Origin of the sequence: Streptomyces sp. Z26 (assembly GCF_003665095.1) — a bacterium.
GTDB classification, from domain to species: Bacteria; Actinomycetota; Actinomycetes; order Streptomycetales; family Streptomycetaceae; genus Streptomyces; species Streptomyces phytohabitans.
In genome coordinates, this window is the sequence record NZ_RCHV01000002.1 from 1,637,144 (window position 1) to 1,657,885 (window position 20,742).

Consider the following 20,742-nt stretch of genomic DNA (forward strand, 5'->3'; position numbering starts at 1 on the left):
GCTCAGCCCCCGGCCGCCGCGCGGCCCGCCTCCAGTCGGGCGACGGGCACGCGGAACGGCGAGCACGACACGTAGTCCAGGCCCACCTCGTGGAAGAAGTGCACCGACTCCGGGTCGCCGCCGTGCTCCCCGCAGACGCCCAGCTTGAGGTCCGGCCGGGTCGCGCGGCCCGCCGCCACGGCGTCCCGGACGAGCGCGCCGACGCCGTCCCGGTCGATGGTCTCGAACGGCGACACCCCGAAGATGCCCTTCTCCAGGTACGCGGTGAAGAAGCTCGCCTCCACGTCGTCCCGCGAGAAGCCCCAGACGGTCTGCGTCAGGTCGTTGGTGCCGAAGGAGAAGAAGTCCGCCGACTCCGCGATCTGCCCGGCCGTCAGCGCCGCGCGCGGCAGCTCGATCATCGTGCCGAGCGACAGCCGCAGGTCGGTGCCGTACGCCTCCTCGACCTCCGCGATGACCCGTTCCGCGTCCTCCCGTACGATCTCCAGCTCCTGCACGGTGCCCACCAGCGGGATCATGATCTCCGCGCGCGGGTCGCCCTTGGCGGCCCTCCGTTCCGCGACGGCCTCCGCGATGGCCCGTACCTGCATGGTGAACAGGCCGGGGATGACCAGCCCGAGCCGTACGCCGCGCAGGCCCAGCATCGGGTTCTGCTCGTGCAGCCGGTGGACGGCCTGGAGGAGGCGCAGGTCGTTCTCGTTGGCGTCCTCGCGGGACTCGGCGAGCGCGACCCGTACGGACAGCTCGGTGATGTCCGGCAGGAACTCGTGCAGCGGCGGGTCCAGCAGCCGTACGGTCACCGGCAGCCCGTCCATCGCCTCGAACAGCTCCACGAAGTCGCGCTTCTGCTGCGGCAGCAGGCCCGCCAGCGCCGTGTCGCGTTCGGCGTCGGTGTCCGCGAGGATCAGGCGCTCCACCATCTCGCGCCGCGCGCCGAGGAACATGTGCTCGGTGCGGCACAGCCCGATGCCCTGCGCGCCGAAGCGGCGGGCGCGGGCGGCGTCCTCGGCGTTGTCGGCGTTGGCGCGCACCCGCAGGCGGCGTACGCGGTCGGCGTACGCCATCACCCGGTGCACCGCCTTGACCAGCTCGTCGGCCTCGTCGGCGCCCGCGTGGACGCGGCCCTCGAAGAACTCCACGACGGGCGACGGCACGACGGGCACCTCCCCGAGGTAGACCCGGCCGGAGGAGCCGTCGATGGAGACGGTGTCGCCCTCCTCCACGACGGTGCCGCCCGGCGCCGTCATCCGCCGCCGCTTGGTGTCGACCTCCAGCTCCTCCGCGCCGCACACGCACGTCTTGCCCATGCCGCGGGCGACGACGGCGGCGTGCGAGGTCTTGCCGCCCCGGCTGGTGAGGATGCCCTCGGCGGCGAGCATGCCGTCGAGGTCGTCGGGGTTGGTCTCGCGGCGGATCAGGATGACGCGCTCGCCGGAACGGGACCACTTGATCGCCGTGTACGAGTCGAAGACCGCCTTGCCGACGGCCGCCCCCGGCGACGCCGCGATGCCGTAGCCGATGCGTTCGGCCTCGGCGTCCGTGTCGAAGCGCGGGAACATCAGCTGCGCGAGCTGCGCCCCGTTCACCCGCCGCAGCGCCTCGGCCTCGTCGATGAGCCCCTGGTCCACGAGCTGCGTGGCGATCCGGAAGGCCGCGGCGGCCGTCCGCTTGCCGACCCGGGTCTGGAGCATCCACAGGGTGCCGCGCTCGACGGTGAACTCGATGTCGCACAGGTCCCGGTAGTGCGTCTCCAGCGTCTCCATGATCCGCATCAGGGAGTCGTACGACGTCTTGTCCAGCCGTTCCAGCTCCGCGAGCGGCACGGTGTTGCGGATGCCCGCGACGACGTCCTCGCCCTGTGCGTTCTGGAGGTAGTCGCCGTAGACGCCCTGCTGGCCGGAGGCCGGGTCGCGGGTGAAGGCGACGCCGGTGCCGGAGTCGGGGCCGAGGTTGCCGAAGACCATGGAGCAGATGTTGACGGCGGTGCCGAGGTCGTGCGGGATGCGCTCCTGGCGGCGGTAGAGGCGGGCGCGGTCGCCGTTCCACGAGTCGAAGACGGCCCGTACGGCGAGGTCCATCTGCTCGCGCGGGTCCTGCGGGAAGTCGCGACCGGTCGCCTTCACCACGATGGCCTTGAACTGCTCGACCAGCCGCTCCAGTTCGGCCGCGCCGAGGTCCACGTCGGTGGCCGCGCCCGCGAGCCGCTTGGCCTCCTCCAGCGCCTCCTCGAAGAGGTCGCCGTCGACGTCGAGGACGGTCCTGCCGAACATCTGGATCAGCCGCCGGTACGAGTCCCACGCGAACCGCGCGTCCCCCGCCTGCGTGGCGAGCCCGTGCACGGACTCGTCGGAGAGGCCGATGTTGAGGACGGTGTCCATCATGCCGGGCATGGAGAACTTCGCGCCGGACCGTACGGACACCAGCAGCGGGTCGTCCGGCTGACCGAGGCGCTTGCCCATCCGCCGTTCCAGGGCGTCGAGATGGGTGCCGACCTCGTCGCGCAGCGCGGCGGGCTCGTGGCCGGACGCGAGGTAGACCTTGCACGCCTCCGTGGTGATGGTGAAGCCGGGTGGCACCGGGAGACCGAGGTTGGTCATCTCGGCGAGGTTGGCGCCCTTGCCGCCGAGGAGGTCCTTCAGGTCCCGGTTTCCCTCGGTGAAGTCGTAGACGTACTTGTGGTGCTGCGCGTTCGCTGGTTTCTCCGCGTGATCCGGCACGACGACTCCACTCCTCGTGGACGGGCTGCCCTGACGGCGGGGAGCGTACCCAGATCGAAGGCCGGGAGGTACGTCCGGCGGCATGCCGTACGGGTGTGATCACCCGTACGGCATGGCATCCAAAGTGCGCGTACACGCCGGGGGTTCACGGCATCCGTTGATGTACCGAAGGGACGGTCGCTAAGCGTGTTCACCGTTCGCCCGGAACACACGGAAAGCGAGCTTCACCCTTCACGTCCCCAACCAAGGGACGGCAAAGCACGGGGCCGCTCCTTGGAGAGATGGAGCACGCATCTGAGCGCTCATACGAGCGCGGAACTGATCAGAGTGGCGAGGATCACGGGGCGTACGGGCGCCCGCGTCCCACCATGCGGACGATCAACGGCACTGGGTGCCATGCCCGTACGTGGGTCGCGGGCGGGCCGCTACGCCTGCTCCTGATCCTGCTCCTCCAGCCGGAAGCCGAGCTTCATCCCGACCTGGAAGTGCTCCACCCGGCCGTCCTCGATGTGCCCGCGGATCTCCGTCACCTCGAACCAGTCGACCTGCCGCAGCGTCCCGCAGGCACGCTCGATGCCGTTCCTGATCGCGCTGTCCACCCCGTCCGGGGACGATCCGACGAGTTCGGTCACGCGGTACGTGTGGTTCGCCATGGCGGCCTCTCCTTCGTTCCGTTGCCTCCACCGTGCCCCGCCCGAGTAGCCCCCCGCGACCGGACGAAAACCGCCCGCGGCGGGCCGTACGCGCGAAGGTCAGTCCCACCCGGTGCCGTTCCGGTGCGGCGAGGACCGCAGGACCACGGCGGGGTCGTCGAGCCAGAGGCGCCGCCCCCGCGCGTCGTACGTCAGCCCGAACCGCTGGTAGTGCGGCTGCCCTTCGCACCGCCAGACGGTGTACGCCCGCACCAGCTCGGCCCACAGGTTCCGCCGCCCGTACACCGTGACGGCGTCGGGCAGCCACCACGCGCCGTGCCGCACGACGGCGACGGACGTACCGTCCTCGTCCCACAGCTGCGTACGCCTCCCCTCCCCCTCACCCCGGCAGGCGTACGCCACGTCCGGCAGCAGGAGACCGAGGGCGAACCGGTCGGCCCAGTCCCCCGCCGGAACCTCCGCGGGGTCGAGGACGGAGGCCTCCTTGCGCGCGCGGTCCGGCGGGTCGATCCGGCGCACCGGCCGGTGGCCGCGCGCCCACATGTAACAGGCCCCGCCGACGAATCGCCCCTCGGCCACGCCCCCACGCACGCCGAGCCGCGGCAGACCGCCCGGGGCGAACAGCGTGTTGAACGGCGTCAGGACCACTGCTCCCTCACCCGCCTGCGCGCACCACGCCTCCGGGACGCCGCGCACCGCGGCGGTCGACACGATCCGGTCGTACGGCGCGTTCGGCGGCCAGCCGACGAGCCCGTCGCCGGTGACGGTGGTCGGGCCGTACCCGGCCCGCGCCAGGTTGGCCGCGCCACCGGCGGCCAGCACCGGGTCGCACTCCACGGTGGTCACGTTGCCGTCACCGACCAGCTCGCAGAGGAGGGCCGAGTCGTAGCCCGAAGCCGTACCGAGGTGCAGGACGCAGCTGTCCGGCCGTACGTCGAGCCGGTTCAGTTTCTCGAAGACGATGTCCAGGCCGGAGATCGACGACGTGAAGTCGCCCCTAGCCGGGCCCTGTTCCGGCGTGACGCCGTCGTCCATCTGGAGGATGAGCGACCGGTGGGTGCCCCACACCGTCCGCCGCCACGCCTCCTCGTCCCGGTGCTTGTCGACGACCTCGTGCAGCCCGTGGTCGTCCGTGTCGTACCCCCAGAACCGGTCCGGGGCGAACGCCTCCCGGTCGACGGCGTCGAAGGCCGCCCGCAGCCGCGGCGACCGGAAGGCACCCATCGCGTCGAGTTCGGCGCGGCTGATCCGCCGGTGTTCCATCGGCTCCCCTACTTCGGCCGGGAACCGTCGGGGGACGGCGGCTCCGGGGGCGGCGTCCACGGCTTGTCCTCCGGCGGGCCACCGTGCCTGCCGTCGTCGGCGTCGGCCGTCGTCACCATGCTTGCCTCCCACGAGATCGACGAAGGGCCACGTGTCCGCCCCGTGTCGCCATCGTGGACCGGCGCGCACGCGGTTCCCAGCCGCTTTCCCGTTACGGCAAGCACTGCCGCCCTCAGGGCCCCGGCTGTCCCAGGACCTCGGCGCGTACGGACTCCAGCCGCGCGGCCAACTCGACCCCGCCCACGGCGCGTTCGGCGAACCCCTCGAACTTCTCGACGTACAACGCGACGTCCCTCGGATCGGTCACGACGATCTCGGCGTGGGTGGCCTCCACACGGGCCGCGCGCCGGTCGTGGACGACGAACGGATGGTTCGCGAAGTCGTGCTTGGGCCCGGCCCGGGGTACGACCCGCACGTCGACGTTCGGCAGCCGCGACACGGCGGCGAGCCGGTCGAGCTGCCCGGCGAGTACGAGGGGCGGCACGATCTCCCAGGTGAGCACGGCTTCCGTGAGCACGAAACGGAACGCGCGGCCCTGGTCGTACAGCGCCTCCTGCCGTTCGAGCCGCGCGCCCAGCGTGCGCCGTACCGTCTCCGCCGACAGGTCGCGGTGCCGGGACAGCACCGCGCGCGCGTACTCCGGGGTCTGAAGCAGGCCGGGCACCAGCGCGGGCTGGAAGACCCGCAGCAGGCTGGTGCGGGCCTCGGTCTCCCGCAGGTGGCGCTGCGCCTTGTCGAGCCCGGCCCGCTGGATCAGCCGCCACGCCGTGGCCTCCGTGGCGACGGAGCGGGCCACGTCCGCGTACTCCGCCCGGACCTCGTCCGACACACCCACGGCGGACAGGATGCGGTCGACGTCGTCCGCGCTCGGGGACAGCCGCCCCGTCTCGATCTTGCTCAGCTTGCTGGCCGACATGACGGCGCCGCGGGCGACCGCCTTGGCCTCCTTCCCGGAAGACCTCCGCAGTGCCCGCAGCGCGGCACCCAACTCCGAACGGTTCACACCGCGTGCCGCGCCCACCAGTCGGTGAACGGCACGGCGTGGGCCAGGGCCGTGTCCCGGCAGGCGGCGTAGTGCCCGGCCCGGTCGGTGGGCAGGACCTCCGCCCCGCGGAACCCGCCGTCCGCGTCGTAGCGCAGGAGGGCGGTCGCCTCCCCGTCGAACAGCCAGAAGTCCCCGACCTCCGGCGGCAGGGGGGACGGCCGGTCCGTGACGTCGAGGATGAAGAACTCCTCACCGGCGGCGGCGTTCGTGACGTACCCCCAGCCCAGCTCGAACCGGAGGTACGGCGTCAGCGGCCGCGCCAGCACGTGCACCCGGTGGACGCGCCGCCCCTCGGCCACGTGCTGCCGGACCTCGGCGCACCAGTCGTCGTTGTAACCGGCCGGTCGGGGCTGGCCGTCGAGGAACCGCCGGTACGCGTCCACGCTGCCCGAACGGCTGTAGTCGTCCAGGGTCTCCAGCCGGAACGCCTCCCGCCGGAAGCCGTCGAACAGGTCCCCGAGGGTGCGCTCAGTCACGGAACCTGTCCCCGAACGCCTCGCGGACCAGATCCATCGGGATCTCCACGAGACCCTCGTGAGCGGGAATCGCCAGGCCGTGACCCATCGGTGTCTCCCCCTGCACGAGAACGGTGCCCCGGTCCGTCTCGTAGATGGTGGGGCAGTCCTTCTTGTCGCATGTCGTCGCCAGCACGGTCACCTTCACACGCACTCCCCTCGTCGAGCCGCCCCCACGAACGGCGCACCCGTATCCGGTGCTGTCCCGTCCGATCGTTCCCGTCCGATCGTTCTGGAGCCCGGTCGACGAGGCAAGGGGTCCCGGTTTCCACAACGGGAAACCGCTCGCGGAACCTCCGAAGCGCCCGAGTTCCGAAGGTCGCCTCTCCGGACGAGGGGAAGTCGAGGGGTGAACCCCTCAGCCGCCCGACGTGTCCAGTTCGGCGTCCGCGCCGAGGCCCGCGCAGTCGTACGGGTCGCGGAGCCAGCCGTCGGGGAGGACGACGCGGTCGCGGCCGGAGGTGCGGCCGCGAGGGCCGTCGGCTCCGGCGGCGGGCCAGGGCTGGTCGAGGTCGAGTTCGCCGAGGAGGTCGGCCAGTTCGGCCAGGGACGAGGACACGGCGAGTCTGCGGCGCAGGTCGGAGCCGACGGAGAAGCCCTTCGTGTACCAGGCGACGTGCTTGCGGAAGTCGATGACGCCGTGCGCCTCGTCCTCCAGCCACTCCCCGAGCAGCCGCGCGTGCCGCACCATCGTGTCCGCGACCTCGCGCAGCGTCGGCCGCGCGTACGCACGCCCGCCCGCGGCGCCGTCGCCCGTACCGTCCGCGTCCCCCGCGTCCCCCGCGTCCGGGCTCCCCGCGAACGCGCTCACCAGGTCGCCGAACAGCCAGGGCCGCCCCAGGCAGCCGCGCCCGACCACGACCCCGTCGCAGCCGGTGTGGGCGACCATCCGCAGGGCGTCGTCCGCCGACCAGATGTCGCCGTTGCCGAGCACCGGGATCTCGGGGACGGCCTCCTTCAGGCGAGCGATGGCGTCCCAGTCGGCCGTGCCGGAGTAGTGCTGCGCGGCCGTACGCCCGTGCAGCGCGATCGCCGTGACGCCCTCCTCGACGGCGATCCGCCCGGCGTCGAGGTACGTGAGGTGGTCGTCGTCGATGCCCTTGCGCATCTTCATCGTCACCGGCATCCCGGCAGCGCCCGTCACGGCCTCGCGCAGGATGGCGCGCAGCAGCGGGCGCTTGTACGGGAGGGCCGAACCGCCGCCCCGGCGGGTCACCTTGGGCACGGGGCAGCCGAAGTTGAGGTCGACGTGGTCGGCCAGGTCCTCGTCGACGATCATGCGGACGGCCTTGCCGACGGTCGCGGGGTCCACCCCGTACAGCTGGATGGAGCGCGGGGACTCCCCGGCGTCGAAGTGGACGAGGCGCATGGTCTTCTCGTTCCGCTCGACCAGCGCGCGGCTCGTGATCATCTCGCTGACGAACAGCCCCTGGCCGCCCGAGAACCCCCGGCACAGCGTCCGGAACGGCGCGTTCGTGATCCCGGCCATCGGCGCCAGCACGACGGGCGGCTGGACGGCGTACGGGCCGAGCTGGAGCGGCTGGGTCATGGAACGGGGTCCTCGTGTGTCGGGGTGTCTCACGTCGGTACGGGCCACGCGGGACGTGCCGACCGTACGGGTCCGGTGGCGGCGTACGGTCGCGCGGGCCGCCGTCCATTGTCGCGCACCCCGCGCGCACCCGGCGCCCGGCGGTGAGGCATCCCCCTACCCGGTGCCTTCGTCCGCCAGGATCAGGGCGTGCAGCCGCTCGACGCGCGCCTGCGTCTCCGCGTCGTCCGGCACGTACACGCCGAGCCGCGGGCCGTGGTTCGGGCCGAGCCACAGCTTCGTCGGTACGAAGTGCAGCAGCCCGACCCGCGGGTGGCGGAAGCGCTTGACCTTGGCCGCGGCCTGGACGACCTCGTGCCGGTCCCACAGCTCGCGGAACTCGGGCGACGCCCGTTGGAGGCGGCACACCAGCGCCTTCCACGCGGGCTCCGCGATGTGGTCGGCCATGGCGGCGCGCAGGTTCGCCGTCATGAGGCGCTGCGCCTCCTCCCCGTCGACGAGCGTGTCCCGCCACTCGGGGTGCGTGAACATCAGCCACAGGCAGTTCCGGTCCTCGTACGGGAGGGCGTCGAGGTCGCAGAACAGCTTGCCGTAGGTGCGGTTGTAGGCCAGCAGGTCGTAGCGGCCGTTCTGCACGCAGGCCGGGTACGGCTCCAGCTGCTCCAGGGTGCGCCGCAGCGAGTCGCTGACCGCCCCGGTGCACTCCCGGCCGGGCATGGGGTCGGGGACCCCGGCGAGCACGAAGAGGTGGGCGCGCTCGCTCTGGTCGAACAGCAGCGCACGCGCGAGCGCGTCCAGCACCTGGGGCGAGACCTGGATGGGCCGGGCCTGTTCCAGCCAGGTGTACCAGGTGACGCCGACCGCCGAGAGGTGCGCGACCTCCTCTCGGCGCAGTCCGGGCGTACGCCTGCGCCGCCCGCGCGGCAGCCCGACCTGTTCCGGCGCGATGCGCTCGCGGCGGCTGCGCAGGAACGCGGCCAGCTCACGGCGGCGCAGCCCGCCCCCGTCCACGGGGGCGGTGACGGGCACGGGTGGTGCGGTGGTCTCCTCGACGGCCATGCTCATGCGTACAGCATGCGCGCGTCCGGAGGGCGTTTCCAGGTAGTGCCGGTACCAGGATGAACACACTCTGGTACCCCTCTGGGGAGTGCCGCAGTGTCTGTGGACGTGAGTGAACCCGTGACAGAGCAGACCGTACGGACCGCGGACCCGGCGGAGGCGCCCGTTCCCGTCCGCGTACCCGACCCCGTCCCCGCCCGACGCGCCGTACGCCCCGTACCGCCCTCGCGGGCCGAACTCCGGCCCCGCGTACGCCGGTTGGGCCGTGAACGCGCGCCGAGCACGCCGGACACCCCGCACAGCCCCCTCGGCGCGCTCGGCCTCTTCACCGTGCTCGCGGGCGCCGCGCTGCCCCTGGTCGACTTCTTCATCGTCAACGTCGCCCTCGGCGCCATCGGCCGCGACCTCCACGCGGACCCCGCCCTGCTGGAGCTGGTCGTCGCCGGCTACGGGGTCGCGTACGCCGTGCTGCTCGTCCTCGGCGGACGGCTCGGCGACATGTTCGGGCGGCGCGCGCTGTTCCTCGCCGGGCTGGTCGCGTTCGCCGTGACCTCCCTCGCGTGCGGGCTCGCGCAGGACGCCTGGAGCCTCATCGCCGCCCGCGTCGCGCAGGGCGCCGCGTCCGCCGCGATGCTGCCGCAGGCGCTCGCCACCATCCAGGCCGGGACGACGGGGCGGCGGCGTACGCGCGCCATCGGCCTGTACGGCGCCACCGCCGGACTCGCCATGGTCGCCGGGCAGATCCTCGGCGGCGTGCTGCTCGCCGCCGACCTCGCCGGTACGGGCTGGCGCGCGGTGTTCCTGGTGAACGTGCCCGCCGTGCTGGTGCTGCTCGTCCTGGTGCGGTACGCGGTGCCGGAGACCCGTTCCGCCCGGCCCGCGCCCGTGGACGTACCGGGCACGGTGCTGCTCGGCGCGGCGCTGGTCGCGCTGCTGCTGCCGCTCACCGAGGGGCGTGCGGCGGGCTGGCCGCTGTGGTCGTGGCTGGCGCTGGCCGCGTTCCCGTTCCTGGCCGGGGCGTTCGCCGTGGTGGAGCGCCGCGCGGACCGCGCGGGCCGGGTGCCGCTGGTGCCGCCGGGGCTGCTGCGACTGCCGGGCATGCGGCGCGGTCTGCCGCTGGTGGCGCTGACGGTCGGGGGCTTCGGCGGGTTCATGTTCGTGCTGGCGATCGCGTTCCAGGAGGGCCTGCGCTACGGGCCGGTACGGGCGGGCACCGCGCTCGTGCCGTACGCGCTCGCCTTCTTCGCCGCCTCCCTCGCCGGGCCGCGACTGAACGGGCGCTTCGGTGACCGCGTGGTGACCTGCGGCGGGCTGCTCCAGGCCACGGGCCTGGTGATCCTCGTGCTCACCGTCCTCCGCTCCTGGGAGGGGCTGGACTTCGCGACGCTCGCCCCCGGGCTGGTCGTCGCCGGTTTCGGGCAGGGCCTGATCCTTCCGGCGTCGATACGGATCGTGCTGGCGGACGTACCGGCGGAGAAGGCGGGCGTGGGCGGCGGCGTGATGGCGACCGCGCAACAGTCCGCCGCCGCGCTGGGGGTGGCCGTGATCGGCGCGCTGTTCCTGGCGGTCGTGCCGGAGCGCGGCATGCGGGACGCGCTGGCGCTGGCGCTGACCGCGCACCTGGCGGTGGTCGTGACGATCACGCTGCTGAGCCTGCGGCTGCCGCGCGGGAAGGGGTGACGGGGAGTCAGTTCGCTTGGCCGGTAAGCGACTTACCCGGAACGGATCATTCGCAGACACTCCCACAAAGGAGGACACCCGACCGCACACGAACGCACGGGACACCGCACGGGCGGGGCTCCGCGAGCCCCCCAAGCCCCCGGCGTACACCCGAACGCCCCTCTGTGCGCCGGGTTTCACCCTCCCGGAACGCGTACGGACGGCTCTCGCCACCTTACGATTCCAGCCCGCCACTCCCCCACGGACCACCCACGGACAGCCGCGCGCTCCCGGCGGACCACGCGCGCGTCCCGATCCCGAACGGAGTGCCAGTGCCCCGTATCCCGGTGCCCGGACAGAGCGGCGGAAACGGCGGTGGCGGCGCGCCACCCGCCGATCCGGCGGTCTGGGCCAAGCCCCGCGTGGAACCGGCCGCCAGCGAGGCGTGCCGCTACCTCTGCGCGGGCGTCCACATGGACGGCGAGTACCGCGCGAAGGTCCTCGACGAGCTGTACGTGCACGAGGAGCGCTTCACCGCCCCGTCGTTCGGCATCGACGCGGCCCGCGTGCTCGCGCACGCGCTGCACGCCCGCCGCCTCGAACTCGCCTGGGGCCTCGGCTTCCTGCTGTTCTGGGTCGTGTCGACACTGCTCACCGGCTGGCTGTTCATCCTCCTGGCGCTGCCCTGCCTCCTGCTGGCCATGGGGAAGGCGCTCACCCGCCGCACCGGCGAGACGGCGCAGGCGTCGGCGGCGCGGACGCTCGGGAGTACGGCGCTGCGCTGGTACGGCCGCATCCTGCTCGCCATCGTGCTGCTCGTGCTGCTGGGCACGGCGTTCGGCGACCCGGGCGGCGAGAGCCCCCGCGAAGCGCTGGACGGGCTGCCGGGCGCCGACCTGTTCACCCCGCTGACGGACTCCGGCACGGGCTCGGGTGGCGACACCGAGAAGCGCGACGCGTGGCTGACGCTGTTCCTCTTCCTGGTGCCGCTCCCGGTCGCCGTGGGGCTCCAACGCGGCCAGTTCGCCCGGCTGATGCGGGGGCCGCTCTCCGCGCAGCACTTCCCCAACGCCGCCGCCGACCCGGCCGAGGGCCCGATGGGCCGCCGGGCCGACCGTACGAAGCAGCAGATCCGGCAGGAGCAGCACGCGCCGTTGATCATGTACCACACCGACAACCCGTTCCGCGGTGCCGGTGGCGCCTTCGACACCTGGACCCTCGCGGTGGAGCTGCGTCCGCGCGAGGACGCCTCGCCCCGGCCCGTCGACAACCGCACGATCCTCGACACGATCCACGGGCTCGTCGACAACCTCAAGATCCCGGCGGGCGGCCACAGTTCGCCGGAGCAGGCCGAGGGCGTACGGGACCGGCTGCGCGAACTGCACGTCGACGAGTGCGTGTTCATGCCCGCCGAGGGCGTGCCCGGCCGGTACGGCGTCGCGTACGACCCGGCGTCCTTCGCCGTCCTGAGCGCGGCGGCCGTGGAGGAGGGCGGCGAGAGCAGGCGGCACTTCCTGCGGATCAGGGTCGGCGGCTGGCACGAGGAGCTGGTCGTCACCGTCTTCGTCCGCGTCCACACCCAGGGCGGCATGCTGATGCTGGAGATCGCCCCGCACGTACTGCCGCCCGTGGACCGGAAGTTCTGCGACGCCGACCGGATGGCCCACGACTACGCGCAGGCCGGCCCGTTCGGCAAGGTCTTCTCGGCGCTCACCGCGTCCCCGTCGGCGGCGGCGCTCAACCTGGCCGCGCTCGTCCGCTGGATCGGGAGCACCAAGGAACTGCTCACGTCCGACAAGCGGCGCGCGCTGCCGGACGGGCCCGCGGTCTCCGTACGGGAGGCGGGCACCGGGCCGGAGGTCTCCCTGTTCCAGGAGATGGACGTGCTCCGCTACCTCCGCAGCATCCAGGACCGGGTGACGGACGGCGTCAAGGTGTCGCTGTACGAAGCGGGGTGGCGTACCGCGGAGTTCGAGCAGAAGGTCGTCAACGTCAGCGGCGGTACGTACATCGACTCGGCGCACAACAGCGCGTTCACCTTCGGCGCGAACAGCACGGCGACGACGAACAACACGGCGGGCACGGGCGGTACTGGCGGTACGGGCACCACGAGCAACGCGGGAGCGAACCATGGCAGCAGCTGACGGCGGGACGACGGGCACGGACGGCGCCGGGGGCGGGCAGCCGCCCGGGGTGCGCATCGACAGGGCGGACAACAGCGCGTTCAACTTCGGCCAGGGCGGCTCCGCGAGCACCACCAACACCACGTACGGCGGCGGGCAGGGCCCGGACCCCGCGCAGCGGGCGCTGCTGGAGGCCGTACGGAAACTGCGGGAGGACCTGGACCGCTTCGTCGCCACCGACGACACCCGTGTCCTGGACGCCGAACTCGTCGCCGCCGAGGACGAGATCGACACCTCCGGCGCCGCGTCCCGCACCCGCCTGGAGGCGCTGCGCGACGCGCTGGCCACCGCGGGCACGTTCGTGGCGGCGCTCGGCTCGGGCGTCGCCGTCAGCGAGTCGGTGGCCTCGCTGCTGAGGGGCTGAGGAGCGGACATGGCCGGAACGGGGAGAGGCGGGAGCGGGGCCGACGAGCCCGCCCGCTGGAACGAGGCCGCGCAGCGCTGGGAGACGGGGACGACACCACAGGCGTACGTACCCCCGCCGCCGCCACGACCGCTCGCGGAGCCGTCCGCCGCGGGCGCCGGGGCGGGGGCGGGGCGGCAGGGGCCGGAGCAACCGCCCGGGCCGGGGCAGACGTACGCCGGACAGACCGTCGTCGGGCAGACGTACGGCGACGGGCGGACGGCGGCGCTGCCCACGATCGCTGGTTACGTACCGCCGCCCGGCGGACCGGGGCCGGGCGGCGGTCCCGGGCCGGGCCAGGGCGGGTCCTGGCTGAACCAGCCGCTGGCCGTCGGGCTCGCCGTCGTCGCGGCGGCGGCCGCGGTCGGCGTGGCCGCCTGGATCGGGCTGGGCGGGGACGGCGACGGGTCACCGTCGCAGGCCGACGGCACGAGCACCAGCGCACCGGCGCCCGGTCCGGACGGCGGCGACCCGACCGAGGGGACGGACCCGCCGCGGAACACGCCGTCCCCGTCGGCACCGGACGGGACGGAGGGCATCGGAGGCACGGACGACGGCACGAACGGCACACCCGCGCCCGCGGATCCCCCGCCGGGCTTCCGGCTCGCGGAGGACACGGAGGGCTTCACCCTGGCCGTGCCGACGGGCTGGGAGCGGACCACGGGCGACACCGGCGTCGTCTTCTACACCGCGCCCGACGACCAGTCCCTGCTCCAGGTCTTCCGGATCACCGAGGTGGGCATGACCCCGCTGGAGGCCACCAGGGAGGCGTCCTCGAACCTCTCCCACCAGGCCGCGGGCTACAGCGAGTTGAGCGTGGGCCCGGCGACCGGAGGACCCGAGAACCCGCAGGGTGACGCGGCTGAGCTGCACTACTCGTACGACAGCGCGGACGGCGGCGGCCGCCGCGAGTGCGTCGAGCGCGTCTTCACCGCCATCGACGCCGAGCGGTACGCCCTGCTGGCCTGCGCGCCCGCCGACGAACCGGCCGTACGCGCGAAGGTCCTGACGACGGCGACGCGGCACTTCGTGCCCGGCTCCCCCTAGGCGGTGTCCGGGCCGGGAGCCGGAGCGCGCGAGCCGGGACGAGAACGGCACGAGGGGGCCGCCGGAGTGCCCGGTGGCCCCCTCGTCCGCTCTCCGCCGTGCCTCCCGTCAGCCGCCCGCGGGCGCGGCCGACGTGTCCGGGTCCGCCTTCGGCCGCGTCGGGGCCGGGGCCTGCGCCCGCGCGGGCTCCGGCGGGGCCGCCGTCGCCGTCCCGGCACCGCCCGGCGCGGGCTCGCTCAGCGGGCGCCACCACGGCGCCGAGGGCAGCGCGCCCGACGGCTCGAACGACTGGCCCGGCTCCGGGATCGCGACCCGTACGTCCGCCGCGGCCGCCGCGGGCAGCATCCGCTCGGCGGGCTCCTGCCACGGGTGCGGCGCCAGGTTGAACGTGCCCCAGTGGATGGGCAGCAGCGCGCCACCCGCCGCGCCCGTGCGCCCGGAGACCAGGTCGAGGTGCGTCCGTACGCCCTCCTCGGGCGTCATGTGGATGTCCGGCCAGAAGTCGCTGTACGCCCCGACCTGGATCATGGTCGCGTCGAACGGCCCGTACGCGTCGCCGGTCTCGGCGAACCCCTCGAAGTAGCCCGTGTCGCCGCTGTGGAAGACGCGGTGGTCCGGCCCGGACACCACCCACGACGCCCACAGGGTGCGCTGTCTGTTGCGCAGGGCGCGACCGCAGAAGTGCCGGGCGGGGGTGGCGGTCAGGGTGAGCCCGGACAGCTCGACGGACTCGTGCCAGTCCAGCTCGGTGAAGTCGGCGGGCGACAGCCCCCAGTGCTCCAGGTGCGCGCCGACCCCGAGCGGCACGACCAGGTGCGCGCCCTGGCGGCCCAGCTCGCGGACCGTCTCCATGTCGAGGTGGTCGTAGTGGTCGTGCGAGATGACGACCGCGTCGAGCCGCCCCACCCCGGCGAGCGGCAACGGCACCGGGTGGTACCGCTTCGGCCCGGCGAACGCGAACGGCGAGCACCGCATGCCCCAGACCGGGTCGAAGAGCACCCTGCGCCCGTCGATCTCGGCGAGCACCGTCGAGTGCCCGAGCCAGGTCAGCCGCAGCCCGGAGGCGGGCGGCGCGGACAGGTCCGGCCGCCGCACGGGCACCCGCCCGGTCGGCCTGCGCCCCTTGCGGCTGAGCAGGGCGCGGGCCATCTCCGTACGCGATCCCGACGCCTGGGGCTCCGTGCGCGCCTCCACCGGATTCCGGAAGGCGCCCGTGGCGGGGTCGTAGTGCGGAGAGCGGAGAATCCTTTCGAGCCGTTCACCGGTGGGCTCGGCGCCGAAGGAAACAGGCCGCAGTCCGGTCATGACACCTCCCGTGTGATGCTGTTGTGGGGAAAACGCTCCGGAAGGGGCCGATGTTCCGCTCCACGGTGCGTGGCGCGCACCTTTTCCCCGCGGCACCCACCATTTCGCGCCACCGGCCGCACCGCCACCGGGCGCAGCCGCCGGACGCACGCCACCGGCCGTACGGCACCGGCCGTACGGCACCCCGCTCCCGTACACCCCGCGCACCCGCCCCCGTCACGCCGCCGGTCCGGCGCCCCCGGTTTCCCTGGGTGCGCCGGACCGGCGGAAGGTGCGTGGTGACGCGGCGGGCGGGACGGCTCAGCAGCCGAGCAGCCTGCTCGCGAGGTAGCCCTCGATCTGGTCGAGCGACACCCGGTCCTGCTTCATCGTGTCGCGCTCGCGCACGGTCACGGCGTTGTCGTCCAGGGTGTCGAAGTCGACCGTCACGCAGAACGGCGTGCCGATCTCGTCCTGGCGCCGGTAGCGGCGGCCGATCGCGCCCGCGTCGTCGAACTCGATGTTCCAGTGCTTGCGGAGCGTCTCCGACAGCCCGCGCGCCTTGGGCGACAGCCGCTCGTTGCGGGACAGCGGCAGCACCGCGACCTTGACCGGCGCGAGGCGCGGGTCGAGGCGCATCACGATGCGCTTCTCCATCTTGCCCTTGGCGTTGGGCGCCTCGTCCTCGACGTAGGCGTCGAGCATGAAGGCGAGCATGGCGCGGTTGACACCGGCGGCGGGCTCGATGACGTACGGCGTCCAGCGCTCACCGGCCTCCTGGTCGAAGTACGACAGGTCCTGGCCGGACGCCTTGGAGTGGGCGTTGAGGTCGTAGTCCGTGCGGTTGGCCACGCCCTCCAGCTCGGAGAACTCGGTGCCGCCGAAGTTGAAGCGGTACTCGATGTCCGCGGTCCGCTTCGAGTAGTGCGACAGCTTCTCCGCCGGGTGGTCGTACCAACGGATGTTGGCCTCCTGGATGCCCAGGTCCCGGTACCAGTTCCAGCGCTGCTCCATCCAGTACTCGTGCCACTGCTCGTCCTCGCCCGGCTTGACGAAGAACTCCATCTCCATCTGCTCGAACTCGCGGGTCCGGAAGATGAAGTTGCCCGGCGTGATCTCGTTCCGGAAGGACTTGCCGGTCTGCGCGATGCCGAACGGCGGCTTCTTGCGCGAGGTCTGCTGCACGGCGGCGAAGTTGGTGAAGATGCCCTGCGCGGTCTCGGGGCGGAGGTACGCGACCGAGCCGGAGTCCTGGGTCGGGCCCAGGTGGGTGGAGAGCAGCCCGGAGAACTGCTTGGGCTCGGTGAACGAGCCCTTGTTGCCGCAGTGCGGGCAGTTGACGTCGGCGAGACCCGCGGCGGGCAGCCGACCGTGCTTGGCCTCGTACGCCTCCTCCAGGTGGTCCGCGCGGAACCGCTTGTGGCAGGAGGTGCATTCGGTGAGCGGATCGGTGAACGTGGCGATGTGCCCGGAGGCCTGCCAGACCTCGGGCGCCAGGATCACCGACGAGTCGATACCGACCACGTCGTCGCGCGAGGTGACCATGGAGCGCCACCACTGGCGCTTGATGTTCTCCTTGAGCTCGACGCCGAGCGGCCCGTAGTCCCAGGCGGCGCGCTGGCCGCCGTAGATCTCACTGCACGGGTACACAAAGCCACGGCGCTTGCTCAGGCTGACGATGGTCTCGATCTTCTCGGCGGCCACGGTGCTCTCTTCATCAACGACGACGGAATACCTCAGATTAGCGGCGAGTGAGGGGGCGGGATCAAATCGGTTCGGGAACGGAGCGGAAGCGCCTGCGCACGGCCCGTAGGACGAGCGGGAAAGTTGACAATCGTTTCCATTTCAAGTGAAAATGAGTGTCATGAACGCTCGACGATCCCTCCCCCGGTCCCCGCTGAGACGGCAGTTCCGACACCCCCGCCACCACCGGATACGCGCGGTCGCGGGCACCGGGGTGCTCGCACTCGCCGCACTGTCGCTGTCCGCGTGCGGCGAGGACTCGGCCGCGCAGGACGGGAAGGTGAACGTCGTCGCGTCGTTCTACCCGATGGAGTTCCTCGTCGAGGAGATCGGCGGAAAGCACGTCTCCGTCACGGAGTTGACCGAGCCGGGCGTCGAACCGCACGACCTGGAGCTGTCGCCGAAGCAGGTCGGGCAGCTGGGCGAGGCCGAGCTGGTCGTCTACCTCAAGGGCCTCCAGCCCGCCGTAGACAAGGCCGTCGAGCAGTCGGACGTCGAACACGTCGCGGAGGCCACGTCGTTCACCACGCTGGAGAAGCACGGCACCTCCGAGCACGGCGAGGAGGAGCACGCGCACGACGAGGGCGAGCACGACGAGCACGGGCACGACGAGCACGAGGAGGGCCACGACCACGGCGCCGGGGAGGAAGAGGGCCACGAGGGCCACGACCACAGCGTCGAGGGCGGCAAGGACCCGCACGTGTGGCTGGACCCCAGCCGTTACGCGAAGGTCGCCGAGGGCGTCGGCAAGGAGCTGGCGAAGGCCGACCCGGACCACGAGGCGACGTACGAGAAGAACACCGCCGCGCTCGTGAAGCGACTCACCGCGCTGGACACGGAGTTCGAGGACGGCCTGCGCGACCGGAAGTCCGACACGTTCATCACCACGCACGCCGCCTTCGGCTACCTCGCCGACCGCTACTCCCTGCACGAGGAGGGCATCTCCGGCATCGACCCGGAGTCCGGCTCGGTCAGCGGCGCGCACATGAAGCAGCTGCACCGGATCGCGAAGGAGGACGACGTCAGCACGATCTTCTTCGAGAGCAACGCGAGCGACCGCACCGCCGCCACCCTCGCCGACGACCTGGGCCTCAAGACGGCCGTCCTCAGCCCGGTGGAGTCCGTCAAGGACCCGGCCGAGGAGGACTACTTCTCCGTCATGAAGCAGAATCTCCAGGCACTGCGCACCGCACTCGGCGCCGAGTGAGAGCCCCGGCCGCGACGGCCGGGAGAAGCCCGTGGAACCGGGAGAGCACGTGGAAGGGGAACGCGCCATGAGGACAGCGTCCGAGCCCGTCATATCCCTGCGCGGCGTCACCGCGTCACTGGGCGCCCGTACGGTGCTGCGCGGGATCGACCTCACCGTCGCGCCCGGCGAGGTGGTCGCCCTGCTGGGGGCGAACGGTTCCGGCAAGTCCACGACCGTACGCGCCGCCGTCGGCCAGGTCCCGGTCAGCGGCGGCGAGTTGGCGCTGTTCGGCACCCCGCTGGCGCGCTTCCGCGGCTGGCGCCGCGTCGGGTACGTGCCGCAGCGTTCCACCGCCGCCGGGGGCGTCCCGGCCACCGTGCGGGAGGTGGTCTCCTCCGGCCGCCTCGCCCGTACGCGCCTGCGCCCGCTGGGCCGCGCCGACAAGGCGGCCGTACGGCACGCGCTGGACGTCGTCGGCATGGCCGACCGCGCCGGGGACTCGGTCAACGCGCTGTCCGGGGGCCAGCACCAGCGGGTGCTGATCGCCCGCGCGCTCGCGGGCGAACCGGAGTTGCTGATCATGGACGAGCCGCTGACGGGCGTCGACCTGGCCAGTCAGCGCGTACTCGCCGAGGCGCTGCGCGGGCAGAAGGACGGCGGCACCTCGGTGCTGCTCGTCCTGCACGAACTGGGTCCGCTGGCGCCCCTCATCGACCGCGCCGTGGTGCTGCGCGACGGCCGGGTGGAGCGCGTCGACGAGCCGGAGCGGCTGCACGACCCGAGCTGCCACCACCCGCGGGACACCACCGACGGGGCTGAGCCCGCCACGATGATCGAGACCGGACTGCTGTCATGACCGAGATGCTCCAGTACGAGTTCATGCAGCGCGCGTTGATCGCCGCGCTGATGATCGGCGTCGCCGCCCCCGCCGTCGGCGTCTACCTCGTCCAGCGGCGGCAGGCCATCATGGGCGACGGCATCGGCCACATCGCGCTGACCGGCGTCGCCCTCGGCTTCCTGCTCAACACCAGCCCGGTGTGGACGGCGGTGCTGGTCTCGTCGGCCGGGGCGATGGGCATGGAGCTGATCCGCTGGTACGGCAAGACGCGCGGCGACCTCGCCCTCGCCCTGCTGTTCTACGGCGGCATGGCGGGCGGCGTGATGCTGATCAACCTCGCGCCGAACGGCTCCAACGCGAACCTCGTCACGTACCTCTTCGGCTCGATCACGACGGTCTCCGAGGAGGACGTCACCACGATCGTCGGCCTGTCGGTGTGCGTGCTGGCCGTCTCGATCGGGCTGCGCCGCCAGCTGTTCGCGGTGTGCCAGGACGAGGAGTTCGCGCGCGTCACCGGCCTGCCGGTGCGCGCGCTGAACCTGCTGCTGGCCGTCACCGCCGCCGTCACCGTCACCGTCTCGATGCGGGTCGTCGGGCTGCTGCTGGTCAGCGCCTTGATGGTGATCCCGGTGGCCGCCGCCCAGCAGGCCACGCGCGGGTTCGCGACGACGCTCGGGCTGTCGGTGGTCTTCGGGGTGGTGGTCACGCTGTCCGGCACCACCCTCAGCTACGAGGCGGACGTGCCGCCGGGCGCCAGCATCGTGCTGCTCGCCATCGGCCTGTTCGTCGTGGTGACGGTCCTGGCCACACCGCTGGCCCGGAGCCGCGCGAGACGTGCCGCGGCGGGCGCGGGAGAGGGCGCCCCGGAGCGGGAGGGCGCTCCCGTCGCCTGAGCGGCGGCGTACGGCAGGTGACGGCGCCGCGTACGGCGTCCCGCGCGCCGCGTGCGGCCCGTACGGTGCGCCCGGTGCCGTACGGCGCGTGCCGACCCGTACCGGACGCGTCGGAACGCGTACGGCGGAGCTGGCACAATGGCCGCCAGCCAGCCGTACGGCCCGCCGGGCGGGCATCCGGAACGGCACATCCACAGTCGAGGAGGCAACGGTGGCCACCGCAGGTCCCCCCGTACGCGGCCGGTCGACCCGGCAGCGCACCGCTGTCGCGGCGGCCCTGGCGGAGGTCGAGGAGTTCCGCAGCGCGCAGGAACTGCACGACATGCTCAAGCACCGCGGCGACTCCGTCGGCCTGACCACGGTCTACCGCACCCTCCAGTCCCTCGCCGACGCGGGCGAGGTCGACGTGCTGCGCACGGACGACGGCGAGGCCGTCTACCGCCGCTGCCACAGCGACGACCACCACCACCACCTGGTGTGCCGCCACTGCGGCAAGGCCGTCGAGGTCGAGGGCCCCGCCGTCGAACGGTGGGCCGAGTCCGTCGCGGCCGAACACGGCTACGTGGACGTGCGGCACACCGTCGAGATCTTCGGCACCTGCGGCGACTGCGCCGCCGCCAAGTGACCTGACCGCGTCACCCA

Annotated in this window: 18 protein-coding genes; 8 read left to right on the forward strand and 10 right to left on the reverse strand. The window is 72.9% G+C overall.

Annotated elements, in window-relative coordinates:
• Positions 1-2: 2 nt before the first annotated feature.
• From ppdK to D7M15_RS07255, 8 genes are all read right to left on the reverse strand, one after another.
• On the reverse strand, positions 3-2,717 hold the full coding sequence (ppdK, locus tag D7M15_RS07220) for a pyruvate, phosphate dikinase (RefSeq protein ID WP_346428787.1): 2,715 nt from the start codon (positions 2,715-2,717) through the stop codon (positions 3-5).
• A 425-nt stretch (positions 2,718-3,142) separates the two neighbouring features.
• The gene (locus tag D7M15_RS07225) at positions 3,143-3,370 is read right to left on the reverse strand and encodes a dodecin (RefSeq protein ID WP_121516734.1); all 228 of its coding nucleotides are present in this window, start codon (positions 3,368-3,370) and stop codon (positions 3,143-3,145) included.
• Positions 3,371-3,469: 99 nt separating this feature from the next.
• A complete protein-coding gene (locus D7M15_RS07230) occupies positions 3,470-4,633 on the reverse strand; it encodes a protein-L-isoaspartate(D-aspartate) O-methyltransferase (RefSeq protein ID WP_121516735.1) in 1,164 nt (387 codons plus the stop codon).
• 232 nt (positions 4,634-4,865) lie between these two features.
• Positions 4,866-5,696, reverse strand: a complete 831-nt coding sequence (locus tag D7M15_RS07235) for a helix-turn-helix transcriptional regulator (RefSeq protein WP_121520376.1) — start codon at positions 5,694-5,696, stop codon at positions 4,866-4,868.
• Complete coding sequence (locus D7M15_RS07240) at positions 5,693-6,214, reverse strand: DUF6879 family protein (RefSeq protein ID WP_121516736.1); 522 nt, start codon at positions 6,212-6,214, stop codon at positions 5,693-5,695. Before D7M15_RS07240 ends, D7M15_RS07235 begins: the two co-directional genes overlap by 4 nt.
• Positions 6,207-6,401 (reverse strand): hypothetical protein, encoded by a 195-nt coding sequence (locus D7M15_RS07245; RefSeq protein WP_121516737.1) that lies wholly within the window; start codon positions 6,399-6,401, stop codon positions 6,207-6,209. The genes D7M15_RS07240 and D7M15_RS07245 overlap by 8 nt, the downstream gene beginning before the upstream one ends.
• A gap of 210 nt (positions 6,402-6,611) precedes the next feature.
• Positions 6,612-7,802, reverse strand: a complete 1,191-nt coding sequence (dusB, locus tag D7M15_RS07250) for a tRNA dihydrouridine synthase DusB (RefSeq protein ID WP_121516738.1) — start codon at positions 7,800-7,802, stop codon at positions 6,612-6,614.
• 156 nt (positions 7,803-7,958) lie between these two features.
• Entirely contained in the window at positions 7,959-8,867 is a 909-nt protein-coding gene (locus D7M15_RS07255) for a helix-turn-helix transcriptional regulator (protein ID WP_121516739.1), read from the reverse strand.
• 252 nt (positions 8,868-9,119) lie between these two features.
• On the opposite strand from D7M15_RS07255, the gene D7M15_RS07260 reads away from it, so the two are divergent.
• The 4 genes from D7M15_RS07260 (at position 9,120) to D7M15_RS07275 (ending at position 14,153) form a co-directional block, all read left to right on the forward strand.
• Complete coding sequence (locus D7M15_RS07260) at positions 9,120-10,541, forward strand: MFS transporter (RefSeq protein ID WP_121520378.1); 1,422 nt, start codon at positions 9,120-9,122, stop codon at positions 10,539-10,541.
• A gap of 311 nt (positions 10,542-10,852) precedes the next feature.
• Complete coding sequence (locus D7M15_RS07265) at positions 10,853-12,664, forward strand: hypothetical protein (protein WP_240649171.1); 1,812 nt, start codon at positions 10,853-10,855, stop codon at positions 12,662-12,664.
• Positions 12,651-13,067 carry a hypothetical protein gene (locus D7M15_RS07270; RefSeq protein WP_127201717.1) on the forward strand — a complete coding sequence of 139 codons (417 nt, stop codon included), beginning with the start codon at positions 12,651-12,653 and terminating at the stop codon, positions 13,065-13,067. The genes D7M15_RS07265 and D7M15_RS07270 overlap by 14 nt, the downstream gene beginning before the upstream one ends.
• Before the next feature lie 9 nt (positions 13,068-13,076).
• A complete protein-coding gene (locus tag D7M15_RS07275; protein WP_121516741.1) occupies positions 13,077-14,153 on the forward strand; it encodes a serine/arginine repetitive matrix protein 2 in 1,077 nt (358 codons plus the stop codon).
• 108 nt (positions 14,154-14,261) lie between these two features.
• Here D7M15_RS07275 and D7M15_RS07280 read toward each other — a convergent pair whose 3' ends face one another.
• Positions 14,262-15,458, reverse strand: a complete 1,197-nt coding sequence (locus D7M15_RS07280; protein ID WP_121516742.1) for an MBL fold metallo-hydrolase — start codon at positions 15,456-15,458, stop codon at positions 14,262-14,264.
• A gap of 300 nt (positions 15,459-15,758) precedes the next feature.
• Positions 15,759-17,141 carry a glycine--tRNA ligase gene (locus D7M15_RS07285; RefSeq protein ID WP_121516743.1) on the reverse strand — a complete coding sequence of 461 codons (1,383 nt, stop codon included), beginning with the start codon at positions 17,139-17,141 and terminating at the stop codon, positions 15,759-15,761.
• A 151-nt stretch (positions 17,142-17,292) separates the two neighbouring features.
• Here D7M15_RS07285 and D7M15_RS07290 point away from each other — a divergent pair, with 151 nt between their 5' ends.
• The 4 genes from D7M15_RS07290 (at position 17,293) to D7M15_RS07305 (ending at position 20,725) form a co-directional block, all read left to right on the forward strand.
• The gene (locus D7M15_RS07290) at positions 17,293-18,387 is read left to right on the forward strand and encodes a metal ABC transporter substrate-binding protein (RefSeq protein WP_121516744.1); all 1,095 of its coding nucleotides are present in this window, start codon (positions 17,293-17,295) and stop codon (positions 18,385-18,387) included.
• 67 nt (positions 18,388-18,454) lie between these two features.
• Positions 18,455-19,225 (forward strand): metal ABC transporter ATP-binding protein, encoded by a 771-nt coding sequence (locus D7M15_RS07295; protein WP_121516745.1) that lies wholly within the window; start codon positions 18,455-18,457, stop codon positions 19,223-19,225.
• A complete protein-coding gene (locus tag D7M15_RS07300) occupies positions 19,222-20,100 on the forward strand; it encodes a metal ABC transporter permease (protein ID WP_121516746.1) in 879 nt (292 codons plus the stop codon). The genes D7M15_RS07295 and D7M15_RS07300 overlap by 4 nt, the downstream gene beginning before the upstream one ends.
• A gap of 211 nt (positions 20,101-20,311) precedes the next feature.
• Positions 20,312-20,725, forward strand: a complete 414-nt coding sequence (locus D7M15_RS07305; protein ID WP_121516747.1) for a transcriptional repressor — start codon at positions 20,312-20,314, stop codon at positions 20,723-20,725.
• The last annotated feature ends 17 nt before the right edge of the window (positions 20,726-20,742 follow it).